Annotated in this window: 21 protein-coding genes; 7 read left to right on the top strand and 14 right to left on the bottom strand. The window is 45.3% G+C overall.

Annotated elements, in window-relative coordinates; genetic code table 11:
* Positions 1-13: 13 nt before the first annotated feature.
* The 3 genes from QUA54_RS18130 to psaK form a co-directional block, all read right to left on the bottom strand.
* Entirely contained in the window at positions 14-1969 is a 1956-nt protein-coding gene (locus QUA54_RS18130; RefSeq protein WP_333415701.1) for an adenylate/guanylate cyclase domain-containing protein, read from the bottom strand.
* A gap of 197 nt (positions 1970-2166) precedes the next feature.
* Positions 2167-3363 carry a site-2 protease family protein gene (locus tag QUA54_RS18135; protein ID WP_333415702.1) on the bottom strand — a complete coding sequence of 399 codons (1197 nt, stop codon included), beginning with the start codon at positions 3361-3363 and terminating at the stop codon, positions 2167-2169.
* Positions 3364-3443: 80 nt separating this feature from the next.
* Entirely contained in the window at positions 3444-3728 is a 285-nt protein-coding gene (gene psaK, locus QUA54_RS18140; RefSeq protein WP_333415703.1) for a photosystem I reaction center subunit PsaK, read from the bottom strand.
* 133 nt (positions 3729-3861) lie between these two features.
* Here psaK and QUA54_RS18145 point away from each other — a divergent pair, with 133 nt between their 5' ends.
* A complete protein-coding gene (locus QUA54_RS18145; RefSeq protein WP_333415742.1) occupies positions 3862-4503 on the top strand; it encodes a phosphoribosylanthranilate isomerase in 642 nt (213 codons plus the stop codon).
* Between the two features lie 139 nt (positions 4504-4642).
* Here the strand turns inward: QUA54_RS18145 and QUA54_RS18150 are convergent, their stop codons facing one another.
* On the bottom strand, positions 4643-4933 hold the full coding sequence (locus QUA54_RS18150) for an acylphosphatase (protein ID WP_333415704.1): 291 nt from the start codon (positions 4931-4933) through the stop codon (positions 4643-4645).
* 56 nt (positions 4934-4989) lie between these two features.
* On the opposite strand from QUA54_RS18150, the gene QUA54_RS18155 reads away from it, so the two are divergent.
* Positions 4990-5565: a CPBP family glutamic-type intramembrane protease gene (locus tag QUA54_RS18155; RefSeq protein ID WP_333415705.1), complete on the top strand. Its 576-nt coding sequence runs from the start codon at positions 4990-4992 to the stop codon at positions 5563-5565.
* Positions 5566-5610: 45 nt separating this feature from the next.
* Positions 5611-6912 carry a HEAT repeat domain-containing protein gene (locus QUA54_RS18160; protein ID WP_333415706.1) on the top strand — a complete coding sequence of 434 codons (1302 nt, stop codon included), beginning with the start codon at positions 5611-5613 and terminating at the stop codon, positions 6910-6912.
* Between the two features lie 447 nt (positions 6913-7359).
* Here QUA54_RS18160 and QUA54_RS18165 read toward each other — a convergent pair whose 3' ends face one another.
* Positions 7360-9342 carry a BamA/TamA family outer membrane protein gene (locus tag QUA54_RS18165; protein WP_333415707.1) on the bottom strand — a complete coding sequence of 661 codons (1983 nt, stop codon included), beginning with the start codon at positions 9340-9342 and terminating at the stop codon, positions 7360-7362.
* A gap of 154 nt (positions 9343-9496) precedes the next feature.
* Positions 9497-9697, bottom strand: a complete 201-nt coding sequence (locus QUA54_RS18170) for a hypothetical protein (RefSeq protein WP_172188544.1) — start codon at positions 9695-9697, stop codon at positions 9497-9499.
* A gap of 159 nt (positions 9698-9856) precedes the next feature.
* Between QUA54_RS18170 and QUA54_RS18175 the strand changes: the two genes are divergently transcribed.
* Both QUA54_RS18175 and QUA54_RS18180 read left to right on the top strand, forming a co-directional pair.
* Positions 9857-10687 carry an alpha/beta hydrolase gene (locus tag QUA54_RS18175; RefSeq protein ID WP_333415708.1) on the top strand — a complete coding sequence of 277 codons (831 nt, stop codon included), beginning with the start codon at positions 9857-9859 and terminating at the stop codon, positions 10685-10687.
* A gap of 130 nt (positions 10688-10817) precedes the next feature.
* Entirely contained in the window at positions 10818-12299 is a 1482-nt protein-coding gene (locus QUA54_RS18180) for an ATP-binding protein (protein ID WP_333415709.1), read from the top strand.
* A 119-nt stretch (positions 12300-12418) separates the two neighbouring features.
* On the opposite strand, the gene QUA54_RS18185 is transcribed toward QUA54_RS18180, so the two are convergent.
* The 7 genes from QUA54_RS18185 to QUA54_RS18215 all read right to left on the bottom strand — a co-directional run bounded on the left by QUA54_RS18185 (position 12419) and on the right by QUA54_RS18215 (position 16983).
* Positions 12419-12772, bottom strand: a complete 354-nt coding sequence (locus QUA54_RS18185; protein WP_333415710.1) for a slr1659 superfamily regulator — start codon at positions 12770-12772, stop codon at positions 12419-12421.
* 66 nt (positions 12773-12838) lie between these two features.
* A complete protein-coding gene (locus tag QUA54_RS18190; RefSeq protein ID WP_333415711.1) occupies positions 12839-13447 on the bottom strand; it encodes a DUF6272 family protein in 609 nt (202 codons plus the stop codon).
* A 31-nt stretch (positions 13448-13478) separates the two neighbouring features.
* Positions 13479-14714 (bottom strand): adenylate/guanylate cyclase domain-containing protein, encoded by a 1236-nt coding sequence (locus QUA54_RS18195; protein WP_333415712.1) that lies wholly within the window; start codon positions 14712-14714, stop codon positions 13479-13481.
* Between the two features lie 165 nt (positions 14715-14879).
* Positions 14880-15107, bottom strand: coding sequence for a SpoIIE family protein phosphatase (locus QUA54_RS18200; protein ID WP_333415713.1), 228 nt, complete (start codon positions 15105-15107; stop codon positions 14880-14882).
* A gap of 170 nt (positions 15108-15277) precedes the next feature.
* Complete coding sequence (locus tag QUA54_RS18205) at positions 15278-16030, bottom strand: SpoIIE family protein phosphatase (RefSeq protein ID WP_333415714.1); 753 nt, start codon at positions 16028-16030, stop codon at positions 15278-15280.
* 117 nt (positions 16031-16147) lie between these two features.
* A complete protein-coding gene (locus tag QUA54_RS18210; protein ID WP_333415715.1) occupies positions 16148-16273 on the bottom strand; it encodes a hypothetical protein in 126 nt (41 codons plus the stop codon).
* Positions 16252-16983, bottom strand: coding sequence for a PDC sensor domain-containing protein (locus tag QUA54_RS18215; protein ID WP_333415716.1), 732 nt, complete (start codon positions 16981-16983; stop codon positions 16252-16254). Before QUA54_RS18215 ends, QUA54_RS18210 begins: the two co-directional genes overlap by 22 nt.
* A 196-nt stretch (positions 16984-17179) precedes the next feature.
* On the opposite strand from QUA54_RS18215, the gene QUA54_RS18220 reads away from it, so the two are divergent.
* Together QUA54_RS18220 and QUA54_RS18225 are read left to right on the top strand one after the other, a co-directional pair.
* Complete coding sequence (locus tag QUA54_RS18220) at positions 17180-17539, top strand: VOC family protein (RefSeq protein ID WP_333191324.1); 360 nt, start codon at positions 17180-17182, stop codon at positions 17537-17539.
* A gap of 3 nt (positions 17540-17542) precedes the next feature.
* Positions 17543-18823, top strand: a complete 1281-nt coding sequence (locus QUA54_RS18225) for a recombinase family protein (RefSeq protein WP_333191326.1) — start codon at positions 17543-17545, stop codon at positions 18821-18823.
* 26 nt (positions 18824-18849) lie between these two features.
* Here QUA54_RS18225 and QUA54_RS18230 read toward each other — a convergent pair whose 3' ends face one another.
* Positions 18850-19995 (bottom strand): adenylate/guanylate cyclase domain-containing protein, encoded by a 1146-nt coding sequence (locus tag QUA54_RS18230; protein WP_333415743.1) that lies wholly within the window; start codon positions 19993-19995, stop codon positions 18850-18852.
* Positions 19996-20011 lie beyond the last annotated feature (16 nt).

Raw genomic sequence — 20011 nt, forward strand, 5'->3', positions numbered from 1 at the left:
AAATTGTGTCTTTTTATTTCTGTTTTATTCCCAAAATCCGGTAGACATTAACTTTTTCTTCCCTCCCTTTTAACGGTAAAGCTCCCCAAGATTCTACTTCAAATTTACCTTCCAGATGGAGTAATGTTTCTTGTGCAATCAAGATCCGGCAAGTGTCCTCTTGCCGATCCTTTTCGCAGCTTTCGAGCCGAGAGGCAATATTTACGCTGTCGCCGATCACTCCATATTCTAAACGGGTTGAGCCTCCCAGACTACCCACCATAACAGGCCCTGTAAAGATGCCTACTCGCATTTTTGCGGCCGGTAAACCGCGAGCGAGCCAATTTTGATTCATTTGTGGCAAGCGCGAACTTATAGCTAGAGCGCAAGATACGGCGAGGCGAGCATCTCCTGCAATTTCTTCTGGAGTGGTGCGGGGAATGGGTACGCCAAATACTGCCAGCATTCCATCTCCGGTAAATTTATTAATCACGCCTTGATGTGCTTGGACTTCTTGGGCCATTGCTGATAAATACTCATTTAACCAACTCATTACTACTTCGGGCGGTAGTTTTTCGGAGATTGTACTAAAACCCTGCAAGTCGGTGAGTACGATCGTAGCAGTAACTTTTTGGCCCGGCAATAACCCTGATTCGAGCAGATGGACCCGTTCTTTCCACAGGGCATTTGCGATCGCCGGTGAAGTTTGTTGTCCTAATAATTTCATCACAATCCCTTGCTGTTGCCTCGACTGCTCGTATTTATACGTGATTGTGACTCCTGCGGTGATTAAAAGTGCCTGGGCTGGAGCGATTAGAGGTATCCACCCCTGTTGCATGAAGAGGAAAAAGGTGAATCCGAATAATGAGCCGCAAGCTGCGATCGCACTTCCCATCAAATTCAGCGATTTTTCTAACCGCCAAGCTAAACAGCCGCCCACTGCACTCCAAACAGCGATCCAGAGAATTTCTTGCCATTCGTCCCAATACCAAAATAGCCCTTTGCCGTCTAAAACTGCACTGAGAATTTGGCTGGTGGCCGTGGCGTGAATTAATACCCCAGGAATCAGGCGGTTTCCGCTTGCAGTAGCACTGTAAGGGCTGGAGAATAAATCTCTGACAGTTCGGGCTGTAACGCCTATTAACACTATTTTACCCTTCACCAATTTAGGATCAACTTTTCGATCCAAAACTTGAGTTAGTGTCACGCTCTTTGCTATATTTTCAGCAGAGCGGTAATTGAGTAAGACTTGATAGCCTTGGGCATTAATTTTTTGATAACCTCCTGAGTCCGATCGCAATTTTGAAAATACTGTTTTATTAGCCTGAATTTCTTGTTTTTTTGTCAATTGAGAATCTATTTTTTTGCTATCCAAATAGGCAAAAGCTAGCCGCATTGAAAATGAAGCCAGTGTCGTTTTACCATCGCCAGCAAACATCAAATTACGACGCACTCTACCATCGGAATCGAGGACTAAATCGTTAAACCCTATCCGATTTTTTGGTATATGGGGAGGTGGCGGAGCTCGATCGTACTCTGAGTTGCCGATGAAGGTAATGGGGATTACTTTGGGATTTTTTAACTGAGTTACTAATTCTGGATTCCCCGGTTCGTAGGGGATATCGCGAATTATATCGATGCCAATAGCTGTGGGTTCTAGACGCGCTATTTCGGCGATCGCTTTTGCTAAAACGCGATCGGAAATTGGCCATTTCTTAAAAGCATGAATGTCCTGTTCTGTGATTGTCACTACCAGCAACCTAGGGTCAGGACCCGCATCGGGCCGCAACTGCACCATGAGGTCGTAAGCCTTTAATTCTAGTGGCTGCAACCAGCCTAAATGTCGCACTCCCAATAGAGTTCCCGTCACGGCAATGCAGGTAATAATCAGAGGTTGCAAGTCAGCGAAGGGGAAGGAATGAGTTAAGTTTTTCCAACTCCAGCCTCTATCCTTCACATGATGATGAAATTGATGCAAAAATTTGGGCATATTGATAATTATTTTTTCAACTTTCCTTGAAAAAATGCACCCCTCTTAACTTATCAAATCAAACAATTTGGGATTTTTGATTTGAGATCGTGGAATTGGATTTTACATGGTCTGCACAGATGAATCCGGGGGTTCTTCTTGTTTTAATTCCAAATCCCAAATCTCAAATCCCAAATTGTTTGACTAATGCCAAATTTTTAGTTTTCTTGTGCGGTTTTGGCGATCGCACTTAACTGCAATCCCTGCGGATAACTGTTTTCTTCTTTGCTGCGCTTGATGTCGGCGATTGAAATCTGCGGTTTGAGGTATTTTGCCAAAACTTTAACCACGTCGCCCCGATCGATCGTCCCTGCTACTGAACCAATCGGCGAGAGGACGATGATTCGGGAAAGTTGACGGGCTTCCATGTTGTTTATTACTTCTGCGATGGATGCTTTTTCGGAAACTGTGGGGGTTTTTTGGAGGGGTTTCAAAATGTTGTGCAAAGTCTGAAGTTGCCACTGACTGCGTTCTGTGAAGCGGATATCGTCGATCGACACTAAGCCCAAATCCCGGCCGTTGGTCGCAGCTATGTAAAATGGAGACGGATTGACTTCTAACAAATATCGATCGGCAAATTCTCGCAGAGTCAAATCTGCATCTACAACTCGAAACTCGCGACTCATCGCATCGCTGGCTTTAATTTTGAGCAGGGCTTCTTGCAGTGAAGTAAATCGGCTATAAGCAGTGGCATTGCGAATGCCAAACCAGCCGATCAGCGCAATCCACAAACCGTCGTAATCGTGCGCTAACAAGCATAAACTCAGACCCAAGGCAACGGCCAGCCAACCTAAAACTTGTCCTGTTTTTGCCGCCCAGCGAACGCCGACAAATCGAGAGCCGGTGATTTTCCAAATAGCTGCTTTTAAAACTTGTCCTCCATCCAAAGGCAGACCGGGAATTAAGTTAAATAATCCCAAAACGAGATTGATTAGTGCTACCCTTTCGGTGACAATTGCTAGCAAACTTTTCGGGGGAAGAACTTGAGAACCCAAACCGAGGATTAAAAACAGCGCAAAGCTGACGAAAGGACCTGCCATGGCTACTTGAAAAGCTTGACCGGGAGTTTTTGATTCTGAGTCGATCGAAGCTACTCCGCCAAATAAAAATAGGGTAATAGAATTAACTTTAATGCCTTGTGATATGGCAGCCAAACTGTGTCCTAGTTCGTGCAAGAGTACGGAAGCAAACAGCAGCAGAGCTATTGCCAACCCCGCACTCCAGGAGAGCGCAGGCCCCCACAGGCGGTAACTACTGGCGTATTCGCGGGTTGCTAAGGCTAAAATTATAAACCACGAGTAATCTATAACTAGGGGGATGCCAAATAAAGAGCCGATTCGCCAACCTGTCTGCATGAAGTTTCCTGGGAAAGGAGAGCAAGAAAGAGTTTCTATTATATCTTTTCTTCCCCTTGCCTTTGCCTTTCCCCTGATTTTTACAGAACTCCGGCGTTACCCAAGCCCAAGATTACTCCAGCTCCGAGCAAGTGGCCGAAGCTGGTTGTTGCTAGCAATTCTGGTATGCCGAAGCCTTTGAACATTCCAGGCACTTGAACGGGTAAAGCTGGGCCCTTGCCTCGGTGTTGCTTGGAGATGCCGTAGTAGCCGATCGCGATCGCCAGCAAATTGCATAAAATCATTGTCAGTCCTACCAGTGGCGACCACTCCGGCGTTGAGGGAACGGTAGATTGTACGGCTAACAGCAAAGATGAGTTCATCATGTTTTTATCTCCTGATTTCACAGATAAATTGATTTCCAAGATTATAAAAAGCGGTTTGCATTAAACTAAGATTTGTTTTAATAGTTAACAATTCGTTGATATTTTGATACAAATTCGGAACCGAGGAGGAAGAGTGCGGGTTAAAATTTGCGGAATCACTAAATTAGACCAAGGAATTGCGATCGCCCGCTTGGGAGCCCAGGCTTTGGGGTTTATCTGCGTGCCGGCTTCCCCCCGCTATGTCAGCCCAGAAACTATTCGCGTCATTGTCGAGCAATTGCCGGAAAATGTCGATCGCATCGGCGTTTTTGCGAACACCACAATAAAAAACATCTGTCAAGTAGCGGCAGAGTCAAATTTAAGCGGGGTGCAGTTGCATGGAGATGAAACAGCGGAATATTGCGCTCGGCTGCGGGAGTTTTTGCCGGGAATTGAAATTATCAAAGCTTTGAGAGTTAAGACTCCTGAAACTCTAAAGACTGCGGCTGTTTACGCTGTTCGTGTCGATACTTTACTGCTAGATGCTTACCATCCAGAGCAATTGGGCGGTACTGGAAAAACGATCGACTGGATGATGTTATCAGAGTTTAGACCGCAGTGTCCTTGGCTGCTGGCGGGCGGTTTAACACCCGATAATATTTTAAATGCAATTGATAGCGCGATCGGCAATAACTTCAGCGGTGTTGACCTTTCTAGCGGCGTAGAAATAGCGCCAGGAGATAAAGATTTGACCAAAGTTGCTCAGTTGTTCGCTCTCATTAAGTCAACTTGCTAATCATTGATAAGTGGCAATACAAAATTCGCGATTTTTATGCGATTCATTGTTTAGTCTGCCTGAGCGAAGCCTGCCCTAGACTAAGCAGACTTCGTTTGTATAGTAGCGGTTTCAACCGCAGTTTATGCCGTTTATTCTTTTATCGGCGGATCTCAAAAGTGCGATCGCCCTCCGGGTCTTCGTATTCCAAAACCAACGTACTAACCGTAGCACCGGTGGGGCCGCGGCGGCACCAACTAATCATTCCTTCAACAGCTTTTTTATCGCCTTCAAAGACAGCCTCGACGCGGCCGTCTGGGAGATTTCTCACCCAGCCGCTGAGGCCGAAATACTTTGCTTGATTCATCGTTGAATATCGGTATCCTACTCCTTGAACTAATCCCGAAACAAAAACACGGACTCTGACAGGCTGCGATGATTGGTTTTGCATAAACGGGTCAACTTACTGCTAACATCTCTTGGAAAATTTTAAGGATCAGTTTGATTATGTTAAATTTTAGTGCGATTCCCTTCGGGATAGCTGCGCTTCACGCCCTGCCGGGATTCCTGATACGCCGCCTCACCCTGGCTTTTTCAACTATTCCCGATTTCACTGATTGGCTGGTTGCAGCTATGCTCGCGCTGGTTTACACTTCGATCGCTCTTTCCGTGGGTTTTTGGTCGGGATTTCTGAAAGTAGACGTGCAAACCTCTCGGCGTACAATTGTGGGAGTGCTTCTTGGCTGTTTGTTAAGTCCGGGCATCACCGAGGAATTATTGTTCCGCGTGTTAATGCTGCCACACCCGTTCGAGAATGCTTCTGGGTTAATCCTGTGGTTTTGGGGATGCACGAGTTTGGCGGTTTTTGTAGTTTACCACCCGCTCAACGCGCTGACTTTTTACCCGGTTGGTCGATCGACCTTTATGAATCCAGTGTTTTTGCTGCTGGCGGCAATCTTGGGAGTTGCGTGCTCCATCGCATACCTGCAAAGCGGTTCTATCTGGCCTGCGGTGGCCGTTCACTGGCTGGCAGTGACAGCCTGGCTGCTGCTACTGGGCGGTTACAGGAGGCTGTATGGTTAAATGTAAAAAGTTCAGTATAACTATTTTGTTGGGAGGATCTCAGTTGTGGCTATCATAGGAGCGATCGTAGGTTTTTTGGCAGGCATAGCAGTTGCTTACTGGTTGGTAGAAAAGCGGTTAAACAAGCAAAAGCAAGAATACTTGCAGCAAACTCGCAGAATTACTGAGGAAATAGAATTAGCTCAGATGTCTCGCGTGCAACAAGCTGTCGAAACTCAGCAAGGAGAACGGGAAAATCAGCTTAGAAAAGCTACTATCGAACACGAAAATTTACTCAGACAAGTTACTACCCAATACGAAAATCAGCTCAAACAAGTTGCGAATCAATACGAAATCAGGCTCAAACAATTTCAGGCAGAACGCGACAGTCAGCTTCAACAAGTTGCTGGCGCAGACGAGCATGAGCTGCGGCGACAAATCAGCGAGGAATTAGAAGCTGCTAACAATGCTAGGATGCAGCAAAATATACAATCTCTGCAAGCAGAACACGAACATCATTTACTTAGAGTTGCTGACGAATTGCATCTAAATTATCAAGCTCAGATGGAGCAACATTTGCAAAACCTGCAAAATGAACACGAAATTCGTTTGAGGCAAACTGCTGAGGAATATGAGAACCGCGAGGTTGAGATGCAGTTAAATATGCAGGCTTTGCAAGAGCAATACGAGAGTCAGTTGCAAGCCGCTAACGAGCAGTTGAAAGCTCACGAAGCTCAGATGCAAGCTACTATCAGGTCTTTGCAAGAGCAGTACGAGAGTAATGTACAACCACCAGAAGTCCCGGAGGAGCAGTTCAGTCAGTTAAATCCCACAGAATTTGGAGAATATTTACCACAACAAGAAGTTTGGCAGGAACAGCCAAGTGAGTTAAATCAAACAGAATTTGAAGAAGAGTTAAATTACACAGATTTTTCCGAACCACAATCAATTGATTTACCTCAACCAGTAGCCGAACAACAGCTTCCAATTGCCAGACAAGCACCAAGCTATTCCCTACCGCAGTTGATGGGATGTGTTCAAAGTCAGGACAAAGAAACTCGCAAGTTTGCAGCGTCTGCTTTAGGTAAAATGGCTGCTGCTAATGCTCTGAGAGCAGAAGGTCAGCGATCAATAGAAACCTTGGGAAAATTAGCTCAAGATATTCACCCGGAGGTGCGCGGAGCCGCTGTGGAAGCACTAGCAATGATTAAGTCGGAAAAAGTGATTCCGCTGCTACAAAAAGCTTTGCGAGATATAGATAGCGGTGTGGCTAAATCGGCAAGTGCTGCGCTCAATAAGTTTAAGTTTTATCCGCGCACTCCGGCCGCTAAGCCCAAAACTGTCGATTTGAAGAAACCAAAGCGTTAAGTAGTTACTAGGATAAATATAGCAATTCTCAATTACCTACAACGCAGGATACAACAACGTTGTCTCCGGAGCATCTCAGCAGAGTAAAAAGCGTTTTTTTGGAGTGCGATCGTCCCGCCCAGCACAGTATATACATATAGCGAGCGTCCGGCTCGCACGCATTTAAAAGCAAAACTGAGATGCTCTCGTTGTGTCCTTACCGAGGTGCTGTATGGCAATTAATTTCAATTACTACCACAAACATATAGTGAACACTTTGTAGCTTGGGTTGGGGAACGAAATCAAACTCAATTATACGATCGACAACTCGCCCAATCAGACGCAGCAATCACCGACACGGCGCTGTTTAAAACCGTAGGCTGAAACCTTTTTTAGCAACTGGCAATTAAAATCGCTTCTTGTATCTACACTTAACTCGTGACTAATGACTACTGACTGATGACTAATTTAAAATCGTTGCTTTGTACCGAGTATAAATTTGAGATCGCCGGAGTCGCTAACCCCCATATCTAAGCGAATTAATCCAAAGCGCGATCGCACCCTCACACCCACCCCAACACCCGCCCCAGTCCCCGGTTTGTCCCTGACTACCGCCGGTTTTCCCAGTACGCTATCTCCCGTTCCCAAATCCGACGCAAAATCAACAAATATCACGCCGCCGACATCCCTGCTAACAGGAAACCGATATTCGCCGGAAGCTAAAAAATAGCTCCGGCCGCTGCCAATATCCCCGCTATCGTAACCCCGCACGGAATTGCGACCGCCGAGGCGAAAAGCTTCTGTTGGCGGCAAATCCCCAATTACAGTGCCCGCTTGCAAGTTAAAAGCCAACATTTCTGGCAAGGCCTCGGAGTCGCCGCGGCCGAGCCAAGTAATTGGTACATACTGTATGTAATTCGCCAACAGGCGGTTACTCACAATGTTACCTCGCCCCAGAGGTATCGACTGCTCGGTGCTGAGGCTGAGAATCGAGCCTCTGGTTGGGTCGAAGGGATTGTCGCGCCGATCGAGCATCGCACCAAAAGAAACTGTGTATAACTCGTCAACGCCGCTGCCGCTGAATGTGAGAGGATTGCCGAGTTCGTCGCGGCGGGCGATATCTAAGTTGCGATCGCGCGTGCTGATATTTGTATAATTTAATCCCAAAGTCGATTGCCACTCGCCCAAAGGTCTGGTAAACCTGAGATTTCCCCCCACCCGAATTTCCCGTACCCGGTCCCCGTTGGGCAAATCAATATCTTTGTTGAAAATTTCCGATATTCTGCGATCGCCAAAAGCTCTCACACTGTATCCCAAACGGTCTTCGGCGGCAACGTAAGGGCTGACAAACTGGACATCGTACTCGATACCTCGGAGGCTGGGCTGAAGTTCCACCGCCAGCCGCTGCGGGACCCGGCCGAAAGTTCGATCGGTATAGGAAAGAGGAACAGCAACGCCAACATCATCACTAAGACTGGCACTCACGCTAAAAGAGCGAGCCGATCGCTCTTGAACGTTGTAGATTACATTAATATCCGTGCCAACTTCTTCGATCGAAACCGTAACCTTGTCAAACAATCCCAATTGCTGCAACTGCTGCAAATCCGATCGTACAACGGACGGGCTGTAGTTATCCCCCGCCTTGAGTTTGAGCTCGCCTCGGATAAAATCTTCCGAAATTCTGCCCTCAACCGGATTCCCTTGTTTATCAACAGCTTCGCCTCGGGAATTGACAAAGCGAATTTTCACCTCAGCAACGTAAACGCCCTCAGCATTGCTCGCTTGACTGATTTGTAGAGTACCGCCTAGCTGTTGGGCGTTGCTGTTTACTGCTTCGGGGATTTCGGCGTTGGCCGCGATCGTCGGAGTTTTTAACAGAGATGTAAAATCTTTATGGTGGCTGGACTTGAGTGATATCAATTCCGGTTGCAGCGTCAGGTGATTGTTGACTGTTGACTGTTGACTGTTGACTGTTGAAGTCGGGGTGGAAAAACTCAATGGTTGAGTGTTAACTGTTGACTCGATTTTATTATTTTGATGCAACCGGAAACGATATGAGGGAGATTCCCTAGGGGATAGCTGCCCCGCGGGTACTTCGACCGCAACTGCGAGCTCGTCGGATGCCGGCAAATCCCGCACAGTTGGGTTCACCTGAGAGGTTGCACCATTCTCAATCAGCTTTTTATGAACAGGCAAGATGCCTGTTCCACAAAACAATTCATCTGTAGTGGAACGGGCATCTTGCCCGTTCTTGAGAATGGTACCAGATGTGAGACTCACCTCATCCTCCGTCTGTGCCCTTGTGGGACAGGCGTCTCGCCTGTCAATTTCTGCGGTTCCCTCTCTAAACTCCGCCTCAGTGAGTGCGGCACTCGGATCGATCGCCCGCGCCCCCAATTCGCCACCAGCCACCGACGCCAAAGTCAAAAATGCAATAATCGGAATTCGCATAAACATAAAATTAAAGAACCCAACGCATATTACCCAAAACCTGGCCCCCTGCCTAATTAGCCGAAAAGAAACCCGGTATTTTTGGGGATACCGGGTTTCTACGATGCTGGAATTTGGGAAAATTCGATCGACCGCGGGCGATCGTAAAATTTGTTTAAATAGCTTGTCGAGAAACTCGTTTCTCAAAATGAGCCTGAGTTTGCTGCAACAGTAGTTCGCGACTATCCTTAGCGGTGGTAATGGTAGGGAGCAAGTTGCGAGCTTGTAAAGTCATGTGAAGCTGTAGGTGTGCTACGTACTCACTGACATCTTCGCGAAGAGAGCAAGCCGGGTACTGTTTTAAAGTAGAGTTCAAAGTGTTCTCCTGCTTTGAGTTGGCAGTATTTTCAAATAATAATAGAGAATATCACGGTCTATTTCTAATTGCGTACTCCGTAATGAAGTTTAACCTTTGGACTGCCGTTTTGTTACAATTGTTTACAAAAATTTCTTACCTATCAGGAATCGCTCGCCCATGCAGTCTCAAGCACTTGTAGGACAGAAGCACACATTAACTACCTTTGTCAATAGCAGCAGCCAAACAGCCGCCTACCTCGACATCGGGTGCGGCCGACCCTTATTGATGCTGCACGGTTTCTTCGGAGAAAAGACTTGCTGGCTGCCATTAATTGAGTTATTGCAATCTCAGTTTCGGTGCATCAGTTTAGATATGTTGGGTTTTGGAGAATCCAGCAAACCAGAAATCCGCTACGATGTAGCTGTAGAAGTTGCTTTTGTGCGGCAAGTTGTAGAACAACTAAATATCGAACCATGCTGCATCATCGGACATTCTTTTGGCGGTTGGGTCGCATCTGCATATTCCTTAAAATATCCTAATTCAGTCAGCAGTTTAGTATTAGCAGCACCTGCGGGAATTCGGGACGATAGTTTTTGCGGTCAATACGATGCTTTGCGGCCGCTGCTGTGGGAAACAACCGCCGTTGATTGGGCCTTGCAGTTAGCCAAACCTTTTGCTAGTTTAGCGGGAAAAAGTGATAAATTGCAGCAAATTTCCGGGTGGCGACGGGAGTTAATGTCTCAACCAGTAGCAAGGTCATTTTTAATGAGCCGGATGCGGCCGGAAGATGCAGTTGATACCGTAGAAAAAGAAATTCACCAATTGCAAATTCCTACCTTAGTAATCGCCGCAGATAGCGACGAAACAATTCCTCTATGGCACTGTCAAACCTATGCCAACGAGATACCGGGGGCTGAGTTAGCAATTATTCCCAATGCCGCTCACGGCTTGCCGCAAACTCAAGCTCAAATCATGGCCAAGTTGATTAGTAAATTTTTGAATAATTAAGAAAAACTATGCAACAAGCCGAATTATGAAAATTGTGATAAGTCAAAAAATGAAAATAATTGTGTTTTAGTATACTACTTTATTACGAACTACACAATATATTAGTTAGTGTATTGTACAAAAAAAATTTATGGCTCTTAAATCTTGTGTCAGCAGGAGCTACAGACATTTAGTTGAGTCGGGGGCATTATCAATGGCGACACTGAATAACTACTTTAATCTGGAAGAAATTACGACAGCCAGAAAAATTAGTGCTGCGGTAATTAATATCAGCGGCCGCCAGCGAATGCTTTCCCAACGAACGGCTTTTTTTTGCATGAGGTTAGCTTGCTCTGAGAATGCTGCAGAAAGAGCAAAACTGCGCGGGGATTTGTTAGAGGCGATCGAGCTTATGGAAAAATCGCACCGCGACTTAATTAATATTGGCAGCAGCATCAACTTAGGCAGTCCCCCTTCAGCCACCCTCAAGGCAATGTATTTTGAGCCGCCACTGTATTTAGACAAACAAGTCCGCGAATATATCGCTCGAATAAAAGCATTGGTGCAAGTTCCTGATGCCGAAATCAGGCTGGAAAATCCCGATATGCTGTACATTGTCGAAGCTGCGGGCGGCGACTTGCTAGAAGCTTTCGATGCGGTGGTGAGTCAATACCAGCAAGAAAGCGAAATCGAACAATTTGAAATCGACCTCAAACAGGTTGAACTTTATCAACAAAGTTGCGCTGCTACCACGAAAGCGGAAGCTCAAGCGGCCCAGCTCGATCGCGCACTTTGCGAACTCAAACAAACTCAAGCTCAACTCCTCCACAGCGAAAAAATGTCTTCGCTGGGGGCGCTAATGGCTAGTATCGTCCACGAAATTAATAACCCAGTTAGTTTTATTTACGGCAACTTGAGCCATGCCGCAATTTATACTCAAGATTTGCTGAACCTGCTGTGTCTGTATCAAGAATACTGTCCCAATCCCTGTTCCGAAATTAAAACTTTAATCGAAGAGATAGATCTTGATTTTCTAGTTGAAGACTTGCCTAAAGTTATCTCTTCTATGCAAATGGGTTCCAATCGCATTCGCGAAATTGTCAAATCTATGGGCAATTTTTCGCGAACCGATAACAGTCACATGACCCTGTGCGATTTGCACGACAGCATTGACAGCACCGTGTTAATTTTGCGAAACCGTCTCAATTCTCAAATAGACCGTCGCGACATTCAAGTAGTTAAAAATTATGGAAAATTGCCTGCTGTAGAGTGTTATGGCGGACAGCTCAATCAAGTATTTATGAATCTAATTACCAACGCGATTGATGCTTTGGACGAGGCATCACAAAATGAGCCCCATGCTGCGCTCAAAATTTCTATCAGCACAGAATTAGCTGGGCCCGATCGCGTGAGAGTACGGATTGCTGACACGGGAACGGGAATGACAGCAGAGATAAAACAACGAATGTTCGAGCAGTTTTTTACCACAAAGAAAATCGGTAAAGGTACCGGTTTAGGATTGTCTATTGTCTACAAAATATTAGTAGAAAATCACGGAGGATCGCTCAGGTGCGAGTCTGAACCGTCCAAAGGAACCGAGTTTATCATTGAACTGCCGGTACAGCAAATTTAAGCAATTTACAAATCTCCAAATTTATCTGTGTTAATTGTGGCACGGGCAGCACGCCTGTGTTAATTGTGTGTGGAATGGGGTCCCGCCTATGTTAACTCTAGTTGAAATTTACACATATCCTACTCTAATTCTAGCTTCAAAGTTGGCAACAGCTTTTCTAAATTTTTGAGAGATTTCTGTTGCCAAGGAACATCATTTGAACCCAATACCAAAAGTTTAATCGTTTTCTTTTTCCGGACGCTAATGACAAACTTAGACAGCATACTGATACCAGAACTGTTAACAAATTCCAATTTTTTTAGGTTCAAGGTAATAGTAGGCGGTTCGGGATTGGCGACCTCATCTAACAATTCGGCTATTGGTGCATACTCTGCTGGCCCGCCCAGGCTGAGTTCGCCTTGGAAAATGATTGTGGCTGATTCTCCATCGTACTGAATGTTGTAATCTTCACCTTTAATTTCTTGAATGCTCATTGTTCTTTGGTTTCCTGAGTAAAATACTGCGATCGCACAAGAGAGTAAATATTGAAATGGTTGAAACTAGACCGTAATTTGAACCACAGTCGTCACAGCGATCGTATCACTGTCTGGCCTTGGGTCGAATTTCCAACCTATTTTAGCTGAATAGTCATTAATCATAGTCAGCAATCCCAATCCCGAGGTGTCGCTTTCAGATTCAGCATTCTTTTCAATCTGCTGCAAATAAAGTTCATTCGGATCGGAAGCCAGAATTTCTTTAATAAACTCCTTCAACTTATTCGCGCCTTCTGGATTGACAGTATTACTGGCAAAAATTACGGCAGTAACCTCTGTTTCACCAATAAAATGTATGCCAAATTTGACTTTGTAATTGGTATCATCCTTATTAAATTTTATCGCATTTTCTAACAGTTCGTTAGCGACGTAGCTCACAGCTCCCTTGCTTTGTTTAACCCGTTTCTCGCTGCTAGCATCCTCTGCATCCACTGGTAGAAAGCTGGACAAATAATCGGCTACAAAATGAGCCGAAAGCCTGTTGTTGCGCCAGCGCTGCTTGATGGGGCGAGAGCTAGGCGTAAAAGTAAGTTCTAGGGAGTCGTGTTCAGGCGGAAATTGGTCAATGAATTCTCCACAGATTTCTGTCACAGATTGTAAGCTTCCAGATGTCATTATTGTTCTCCGTTCAATTGATGTGTTAATGTCACTTCTGGGTAAATTTCCACACGCCATTCCAGTTAGCGGGAATACTATTTTCTAAAAATGCTTGGATGCGTTCTAGGTAAAGTTGGCTGGGTTTGTCGCCTGGATTTAGTGCCACTATTTGTTCAAAACAAACTTTGGCATTAGCAAAATTTCCCAGACAGTATTGTTCGAGTCCTTCCTCAAAAATAGGCACTGTTTGAATTTTGAGCGATCGCACTGGTTCTGCATCAACATCTAACACCTCACAAACAGTAATGGCTTCTTGTCTACCTTTGACAATGGCACGATCCAAAAATCGAATATGATACTTTTCTGGTTGAGTCAAACGTTGTACCACATCTCCTGAAACTAATAAAGATACGCCATAATACTTAGTTAAACTTTCCAGACGCGCCGTGAGATTGACATGATCGGACAGGGCATCGGCTTGCATCCGGTTCGCGTCTCCAATAATTCCCACCATTGTATCACCGACATGGATACCAATGCCAATATTCAGCGGTACGTACCCATTTATTACACGGCTTTGATTGTATTTTTGCAACCGCTCCAACTTCATAATTCCTGCCTGAATAGCATCATCAACGCCATCGGGAAAAACTGCCATGACTCCATCTCCTATATACTTGACAATAAAACCGTTATGCTTGCGAATTTCGGGACTAATTTGCTGTAAATAGTTATTGATGAAGTCAAAGTTTTCTTGAGGAGTCATTTGCTCCGCCATCGTGGTGAACGAACGCATATCGGAAAACATAATTGCCATTTCTTTGCTGACGTGATCTCCAAGCTGGAAATCAACCATGCTCTGCTTGCCGAGAAATTGGAGAAATTCATCGGGAACGAAACGTCCGTAAGCCTGCAAAAGTTTCTCTAATTCTTGTTCCCGCGCTTTCACCGTTTGCACCATATGCGAGAATACCTGTGCAAGTTCTCCCAGTGCATCACTACGCGCTGCCACCTCTGACAATATCTGGGGTTCAAAGCTGTTATTTTTCACAGCAATAGCTGCATCTATTACCTTTTTAACCTGCTCGATGTAAGTCTGCATCTCTCGATTTTTATGATGGATCTGGTTTTCCAGATTCGTGGAGTGTTCCGTGATAATTTCTACTAAAGTTTCATAGCTATTTTTTTCATCTTCGGCTTCCTCAAGTTTTTGCATCAAATCCTGTAGCTGGGTATTGAGCTTTTCTGGAGATGTAGATTGTGCTAAATTTATTTTGGGTTTCATAATTTATCCTCTCGAATCTGGGATCGCAAAATTGTTTCACTCGCTCCCTGTAAATTACTAGAACTTACACAGGCGGAGCGAGAAATCCGGTTTCTGCTTCTTCTGCTTAGATGCTTCGCCACTAAATCCAATAGCGATGCTAGAAACCGGGTTGATGACAGTCAATCATAAATTATGCACGATATTTCCCTGTTGCTTCAATATTAGCAAAGTAATGTCATCAAATACTTTCTGTTCTCCCATAAATTCTCGCAAATCATCGATGGCGGCTTCCTTGAATTGTTCGGCGCTCAAAAGCCAGTTTTGAGAAACAACTTCACAAAGTCTTTCGATACCGTAGAATTTTTTGTGCATATTTCTAGCTTCGGGAATGCCGTCAGTATAAAGCACCACCCCGTCCCCCGGCTCTAACTCTACTAAAACATAGCCGATAACTCGGAAATATTCTCATCTAAGCCGATCGCAAATCCTAAATCTATTGTGTATATTCGCTGGATTTTACCGCCTTTCCTGACCACAATAGTTTCCTCATGCTGACCGCTGATACTAATTGTGCGATCGGCTTAGATGAGCATAGTTAGCGTCATATTTTTGTCCGAGCTCATGCGCTGGACATTTTTATAAATAGTGCGGTTGAGGGTATCTAAAAAACGCACAGGGTCGGATTCTTGCATTTCCTGAAGAGTGCGGACAGCAGCTTGAGTCATTACCATCAAAATGCCGCTTTCTAGTCCGTGTCCAGTGACATCGCCGATGCCAATTGTAACCACACCGTCGGTATGGAGAACATCGTAATAATCACCGCCTACTTCGTTGGCTGGTTCCATGAATCCGGCAATATCTAAATCTTTAATTTCCTCTAGTTCTTGGCGTTTGGGCAAAATCAATTTCTGCATTTGTTTGAGAATGTCGAGTTCGGCACTCATCCGCATATTTTCCGCTTTCAGTCGGTGATGGAGAGCCGCAATTTCTGTATTAGCTGTGGCGAGTTCAGCGGTGCGTTCTTTAACTTTATCTTCCAGGATTTCCAAGGATTCTTTGAGTTGTCCTGCCATGCTGTTAAAAAAATTGGCTGGTTTTTTAAGCTCGACGATCGAACTGGTTTTTACCTGTCGATCGAGATAACCTTTAGCCATGTCTTCCGAAGCTTGGATGATGCCTTCAATGGGGCGAGTAATCCAGCGGGCTGTGAGAAGTCCCATTGCCGTTGCCACAGTAAATGCGATCGCGCACAATAGAATGGTGGTGTGGGTATTGGCGTTAATTTGGGCCGTAAAATATGATTCGGGAACCACCGTCACGATTAGCCAGTCCAACCCAAACTTGTTTTGCCAGGGAGCAACCAGGACAAAGTATTGCTGTCCTTGAATTTTAATTTTAAGCCTTTGGGTTTTTCTAATCTTTTGAAAGCTGCCGAACTGATTTTGCAGGGTTTAAGCAGCAGCTTGAATCACAGGATCGGAGATGTTCAGGGCGCTGAAGCGTTGGGCTTGATTGTTCACCCTTGTAAAAGAGGGTTGAGAACCGGAATTTCCAATCAACTGCCCATCTCGTTCCATGATGAAGTTCGCCCGGGTTTGCTCAAGCTTAAGTTGTGCAGAAAGTTAGTAATATTGGACAGTTGTAAATCAACCCCAATCACTCCGATTAGTTTGCCTTTTGCAAAAATAGGACGCATGGCCCCTACAGCAATAAATTCAAACTGGTCTAACGCATACACAGAAGTCCAGATGGGTTTACCCGCTTTAGCCGCCTGAGTGTACCATTCTGCTATCACCGTATCAAACGCAGCAACCTGCCCTACTTTAGTTCGATTCCCCTGGTTGTCGGTTGTGTAGCCGTAAATTTTCCGGTTTGTCCTTGCTGAAAGCTCGTCAATAGTGACGCCTTTCCCCGGTCTGACTGGCCCAGCACCAATAAAGCGTCCATCTGAAAGTCCATAGGAGATCGAGCCAAGATGATCGAATGCTTGCACTTGCTTCCAAAAATAGCGTCCAGCAAGGTCGAAGTCATCTAGATTCAGCAATCCTGTTGCGATCGCATCGATGTCGATCTGATTAATATGATGAGGGGTTGAGAAATAGTTATCTAGGTGCCGATCGGTTTTGTTGCTCACCTCAGTCATTAACTGGTTAGCCAAATCTGTTACCGCTTTTTGTCCATTGCGGAAGGAAAGATAGCCAACTAAACCAACGGCTGCAAAGATTTGCAGCAGGAAGGGAACTGCGAGGGCGGTGCGGAGGCGGAATTGGCAAAGGGTGGAAGCCATAGCATGATATCAAGAAGTTTTTAAATGCTGCCGCAAACAGGAATTGCTGCCTCGCTTCTACCTCCGTAGATATGTTAATAACGACTGACAATGTTATGATTATATCAAAAACGGAATAAACATCAGCCAATCTGCGTTCATCAGCGCTCATATGCCTGCATCAGCGGTTAAAATAAAAAAATAAATCTCCAAAAAAATGCAAATTACTCAAGCCCTCCACGCCGCCATACTCGTTTCCAACCTCGAAAAATCAGAAGAATTTTACAGCAGCATATTAGGACTGTCAAAAATAGATAGACAATTAAAATTTTCCGGTATCTGGTATCAAGTGGGCAACTTCCAGATACACCTAATTGTAGCTGCAACAATTATCCCAGATGCCGCAGACAATGACAAATGGGGGCGCAACCGACATTTAGCATTTTCTGTTGCTAACTTAGCAGCAGCCAGAGAGCAATTAATTGCTCACAATTGCCCGTTTCAAATGAGCGCGTCAGGTCGATCGGCATTATTTACCCAAGACCCCGACGGGAATATAATTGAACTGAGCGAGTAAAAAATGAAAATCATTGCCTACTCTTACAGCGAACCGCTGCTAGAACCTGCGCCGGCAGCCGAAATTTGGGGCCAAGAGGTCGATCGAATATATCAAGACTTAGGAGGGCGGCAACAACTGCAACAACTCCTCAAAGACTGCCAAACAGAACCCGTCAAATACCTGCTAATTCAGCGCTTTGAAGAACTCGGCGACACATTGCAGCAAGTGTGTTCGCACCTCGCCCAACTCGAAAACCTCGGCGTCGAAATCATCGTACAAGCAGAAACAGAACCGCGAAACCGCAAAAACTTGCTGCAAATCCTCGCAGAACTCCAGCGCAGCCAACACAGCCGGAGCATTCGCAAAGGACACGCCCGCAACCGCATCAAATCCCGGATTCCACCGGGTAAAGCTCCCTACGGCTACCGGCGCGGCAAAGAGCGCTACACGATCGAGCGATCGGCCGCCGCCGCCGTCAAAGACTTTTTTGAACACTTTCTAATCTACGGTTCTTTGCGCGGTTCCGTGCGGTATTTAGCAAAGAAATACAGCAAAAAAATCTCCGTCAGCACAGGCCGCCGCTGGCTGACAAATCCCGCCTACCGAGGCGATTTGGAATATCAAAACGGCCAAGTAATTTCTAACACCCACGTGCCGATTATTTCCAGAGAAGAAGCCGCCCAAATAGACAGATTGCTGCGCCGCAACGGCCGCCTTTCTCCCCGCAGCGCCAGCGCCCCCCGTTCCCTCGCAGGTTTAGCAATTTGTGCGGAATGCAAATCGCCCATGACAGTTGCCAAAGTCACCTCCTACCGCAAAGATAGAGAATACCTTTATTTGCGGCCCATTAAGTGTCTGTCTCAGCCTAAATGCAGTGGCTTTTCCTACCAAGAAATATTGCAATCAACCATTGAAGGAATCTGTCGGGATTTGCCCGCTGCTGTCGCCGCGCTGCAAATGCCGGATATCAACGGAATTAAAGCAAGAATTGAACGGGCGATCGCCTCGAAACAAGAAATCCTAGACCAACTTCCCGCCCTGATGGAAAGCGGCATTTTAGACACAGAAACGGCAGAGTTGAGATCCTACAAAATCCGCACGGAAATTGCCGAACAGCAAAGCAAATTAGCGCAACTGCCGCCAGTGAATTTGCGAGAAACTGCTCAAACTGTTTCTCTTCCACAATTTTGGCTGGACTTGTCGGAATCGGAACGCAGGTTCTATTTTCGAGAGTTTATCGATCGCATTGAAATAGTACACGAGAATGAAAGTTGGAAACTGCAAGTTATTTTCATCTTTTAATAATTAGTTCGACTATAACTTATCAATTAGCTTGAACTAACTTTTTTACCTTTTAGCCAATAGGCGATCATATCTCCTTTACCTTTAACCGGGATCGCGCCTCTTTCCTCAAATAAATACCGATCTTTTAACAGCTCGTAAATAGCAGCAGTAACTTGAATATATCCCGGTAATCCTTGAGATTCCATCCGAGAAGCAACATTAACGGTATCTCCCCACAAATCATAAATAAATTTTTTAGTGCCAATTACGCCAGCAACTACTGGCCCTGTATTAATGCCAATCCGAATTTGAAACGGTTCGCCTGTGTCAGTTTGAAAATCTGCGATCGCTTCCTGCATATCCAACGCCATATCCGCGATCGCTTCAGCATGGTCTGCCCTCGGCACCGGCACCCCCCCTGCTACCATATAAGCATCCCCACTCGTTTTAATTTTCTCCAAATCGTGTTTTTCAGTTAATTGGTCAAACTTTGAAAAAATCTTGTTTAGCAAATTTACCAATTCCAGAGGTGAAATTCTGGCAGCAAGAGACGTAAAACCAACAATATCGGCAAATAGGACTGTTGCTGAGTCAAACCTATCGGCAGCAGAACCCTGGCCTTTTTTCAAATTTTCAACAATCGCTGCGGGTAAAATATTTAACAATAAATGATCTGATTTTTTTTGAGAAAGGCGCAAAGCTACTTCCACCCCCTGTCGCTCTTTAATTTCGTTTTGCAAACGTTTCACAACTTCTTCTAATTGCTTCGTTTGCTCTTGAAGTAACTGTTGCTGACTTTGAATTGTTAGCTGATTTGCCACTCGTGCCAATACTTCTTTACTGTTAAAAGGTTTAGTAATATAGTCAACTGCTCCCACATCAAAGGCTTTCACCTTATCTACAACGTCATCTAAGGCGCTTAAGAAAATCACGGGAATGGAACTGGTTTTTGGTGAAGTTTTCAACTTTGCACACACCTCATATCCATTCATCTCAGGCATCATCACGTCCAGCAGGATTAGAGTCGGCGGAAACTCTTGCACGGTAGCGATCGCCCTTTGCCCATTCAGCGCTTTACGAACCTGATACCCTTGTGCCGTCAAAATTGTAGATAAAAGCCGCACGTTATCTGGCTTATCATCAACTACTAAAATGTTGGCTTGAATTGTAGGATATTCATTGCTGTCCATGCGATCGCTCACGGTA

Source organism: Microcoleus sp. MOSTC5 (assembly GCF_036701825.1).
Classification (GTDB): Bacteria; Cyanobacteriota; Cyanobacteriia; order Cyanobacteriales; family Microcoleaceae; genus Microcoleus; species Microcoleus asticus.

Excerpts from the sequence above, each read along its gene's own strand:
- QUA54_RS18185 (WP_333415710.1), bottom strand. The coding sequence starts at position 12,772 with ATGAGCATTCAAGAAATTAAAGGTGAAGATTACAACATTCAGTACGAT.
- psaK (WP_333415703.1), bottom strand. The coding sequence starts at position 3,728 with ATGATGAACTCATCTTTGCTGTTAGCCGTACAATCTACCGTTCCCTCA.
- QUA54_RS18155 (WP_333415705.1), top strand. The coding sequence starts at position 4,990 with ATGTTAAATTTTAGTGCGATTCCCTTCGGGATAGCTGCGCTTCACGCC.
- QUA54_RS18175 (WP_333415708.1), top strand. The coding sequence starts at position 9,857 with ATGCAGTCTCAAGCACTTGTAGGACAGAAGCACACATTAACTACCTTT.
- QUA54_RS18135 (WP_333415702.1), bottom strand. The coding sequence starts at position 3,363 with ATGCAGACAGGTTGGCGAATCGGCTCTTTATTTGGCATCCCCCTAGTT.
- QUA54_RS18180 (WP_333415709.1), top strand. The coding sequence starts at position 10,818 with ATGGCTCTTAAATCTTGTGTCAGCAGGAGCTACAGACATTTAGTTGAG.
- QUA54_RS18210 (WP_333415715.1), bottom strand. The coding sequence starts at position 16,273 with ATGGAACGAGATGGGCAGTTGATTGGAAATTCCGGTTCTCAACCCTCT.
- QUA54_RS18230 (WP_333415743.1), bottom strand. The coding sequence starts at position 19,995 with ATGGACAGCAATGAATATCCTACAATTCAAGCCAACATTTTAGTAGTT.
- QUA54_RS18130 (WP_333415701.1), bottom strand. The coding sequence starts at position 1,969 with ATGCCCAAATTTTTGCATCAATTTCATCATCATGTGAAGGATAGAGGC.
- QUA54_RS18215 (WP_333415716.1), bottom strand. The coding sequence starts at position 16,983 with ATGGCTTCCACCCTTTGCCAATTCCGCCTCCGCACCGCCCTCGCAGTT.
- QUA54_RS18190 (WP_333415711.1), bottom strand. The coding sequence starts at position 13,447 with ATGACATCTGGAAGCTTACAATCTGTGACAGAAATCTGTGGAGAATTC.
- QUA54_RS18225 (WP_333191326.1), top strand. The coding sequence starts at position 17,543 with ATGAAAATCATTGCCTACTCTTACAGCGAACCGCTGCTAGAACCTGCG.
- QUA54_RS18220 (WP_333191324.1), top strand. The coding sequence starts at position 17,180 with ATGCAAATTACTCAAGCCCTCCACGCCGCCATACTCGTTTCCAACCTC.
- QUA54_RS18165 (WP_333415707.1), bottom strand. The coding sequence starts at position 9,342 with ATGCGAATTCCGATTATTGCATTTTTGACTTTGGCGTCGGTGGCTGGT.
- QUA54_RS18195 (WP_333415712.1), bottom strand. The coding sequence starts at position 14,714 with ATGAAACCCAAAATAAATTTAGCACAATCTACATCTCCAGAAAAGCTC.
- QUA54_RS18150 (WP_333415704.1), bottom strand. The coding sequence starts at position 4,933 with ATGCAAAACCAATCATCGCAGCCTGTCAGAGTCCGTGTTTTTGTTTCG.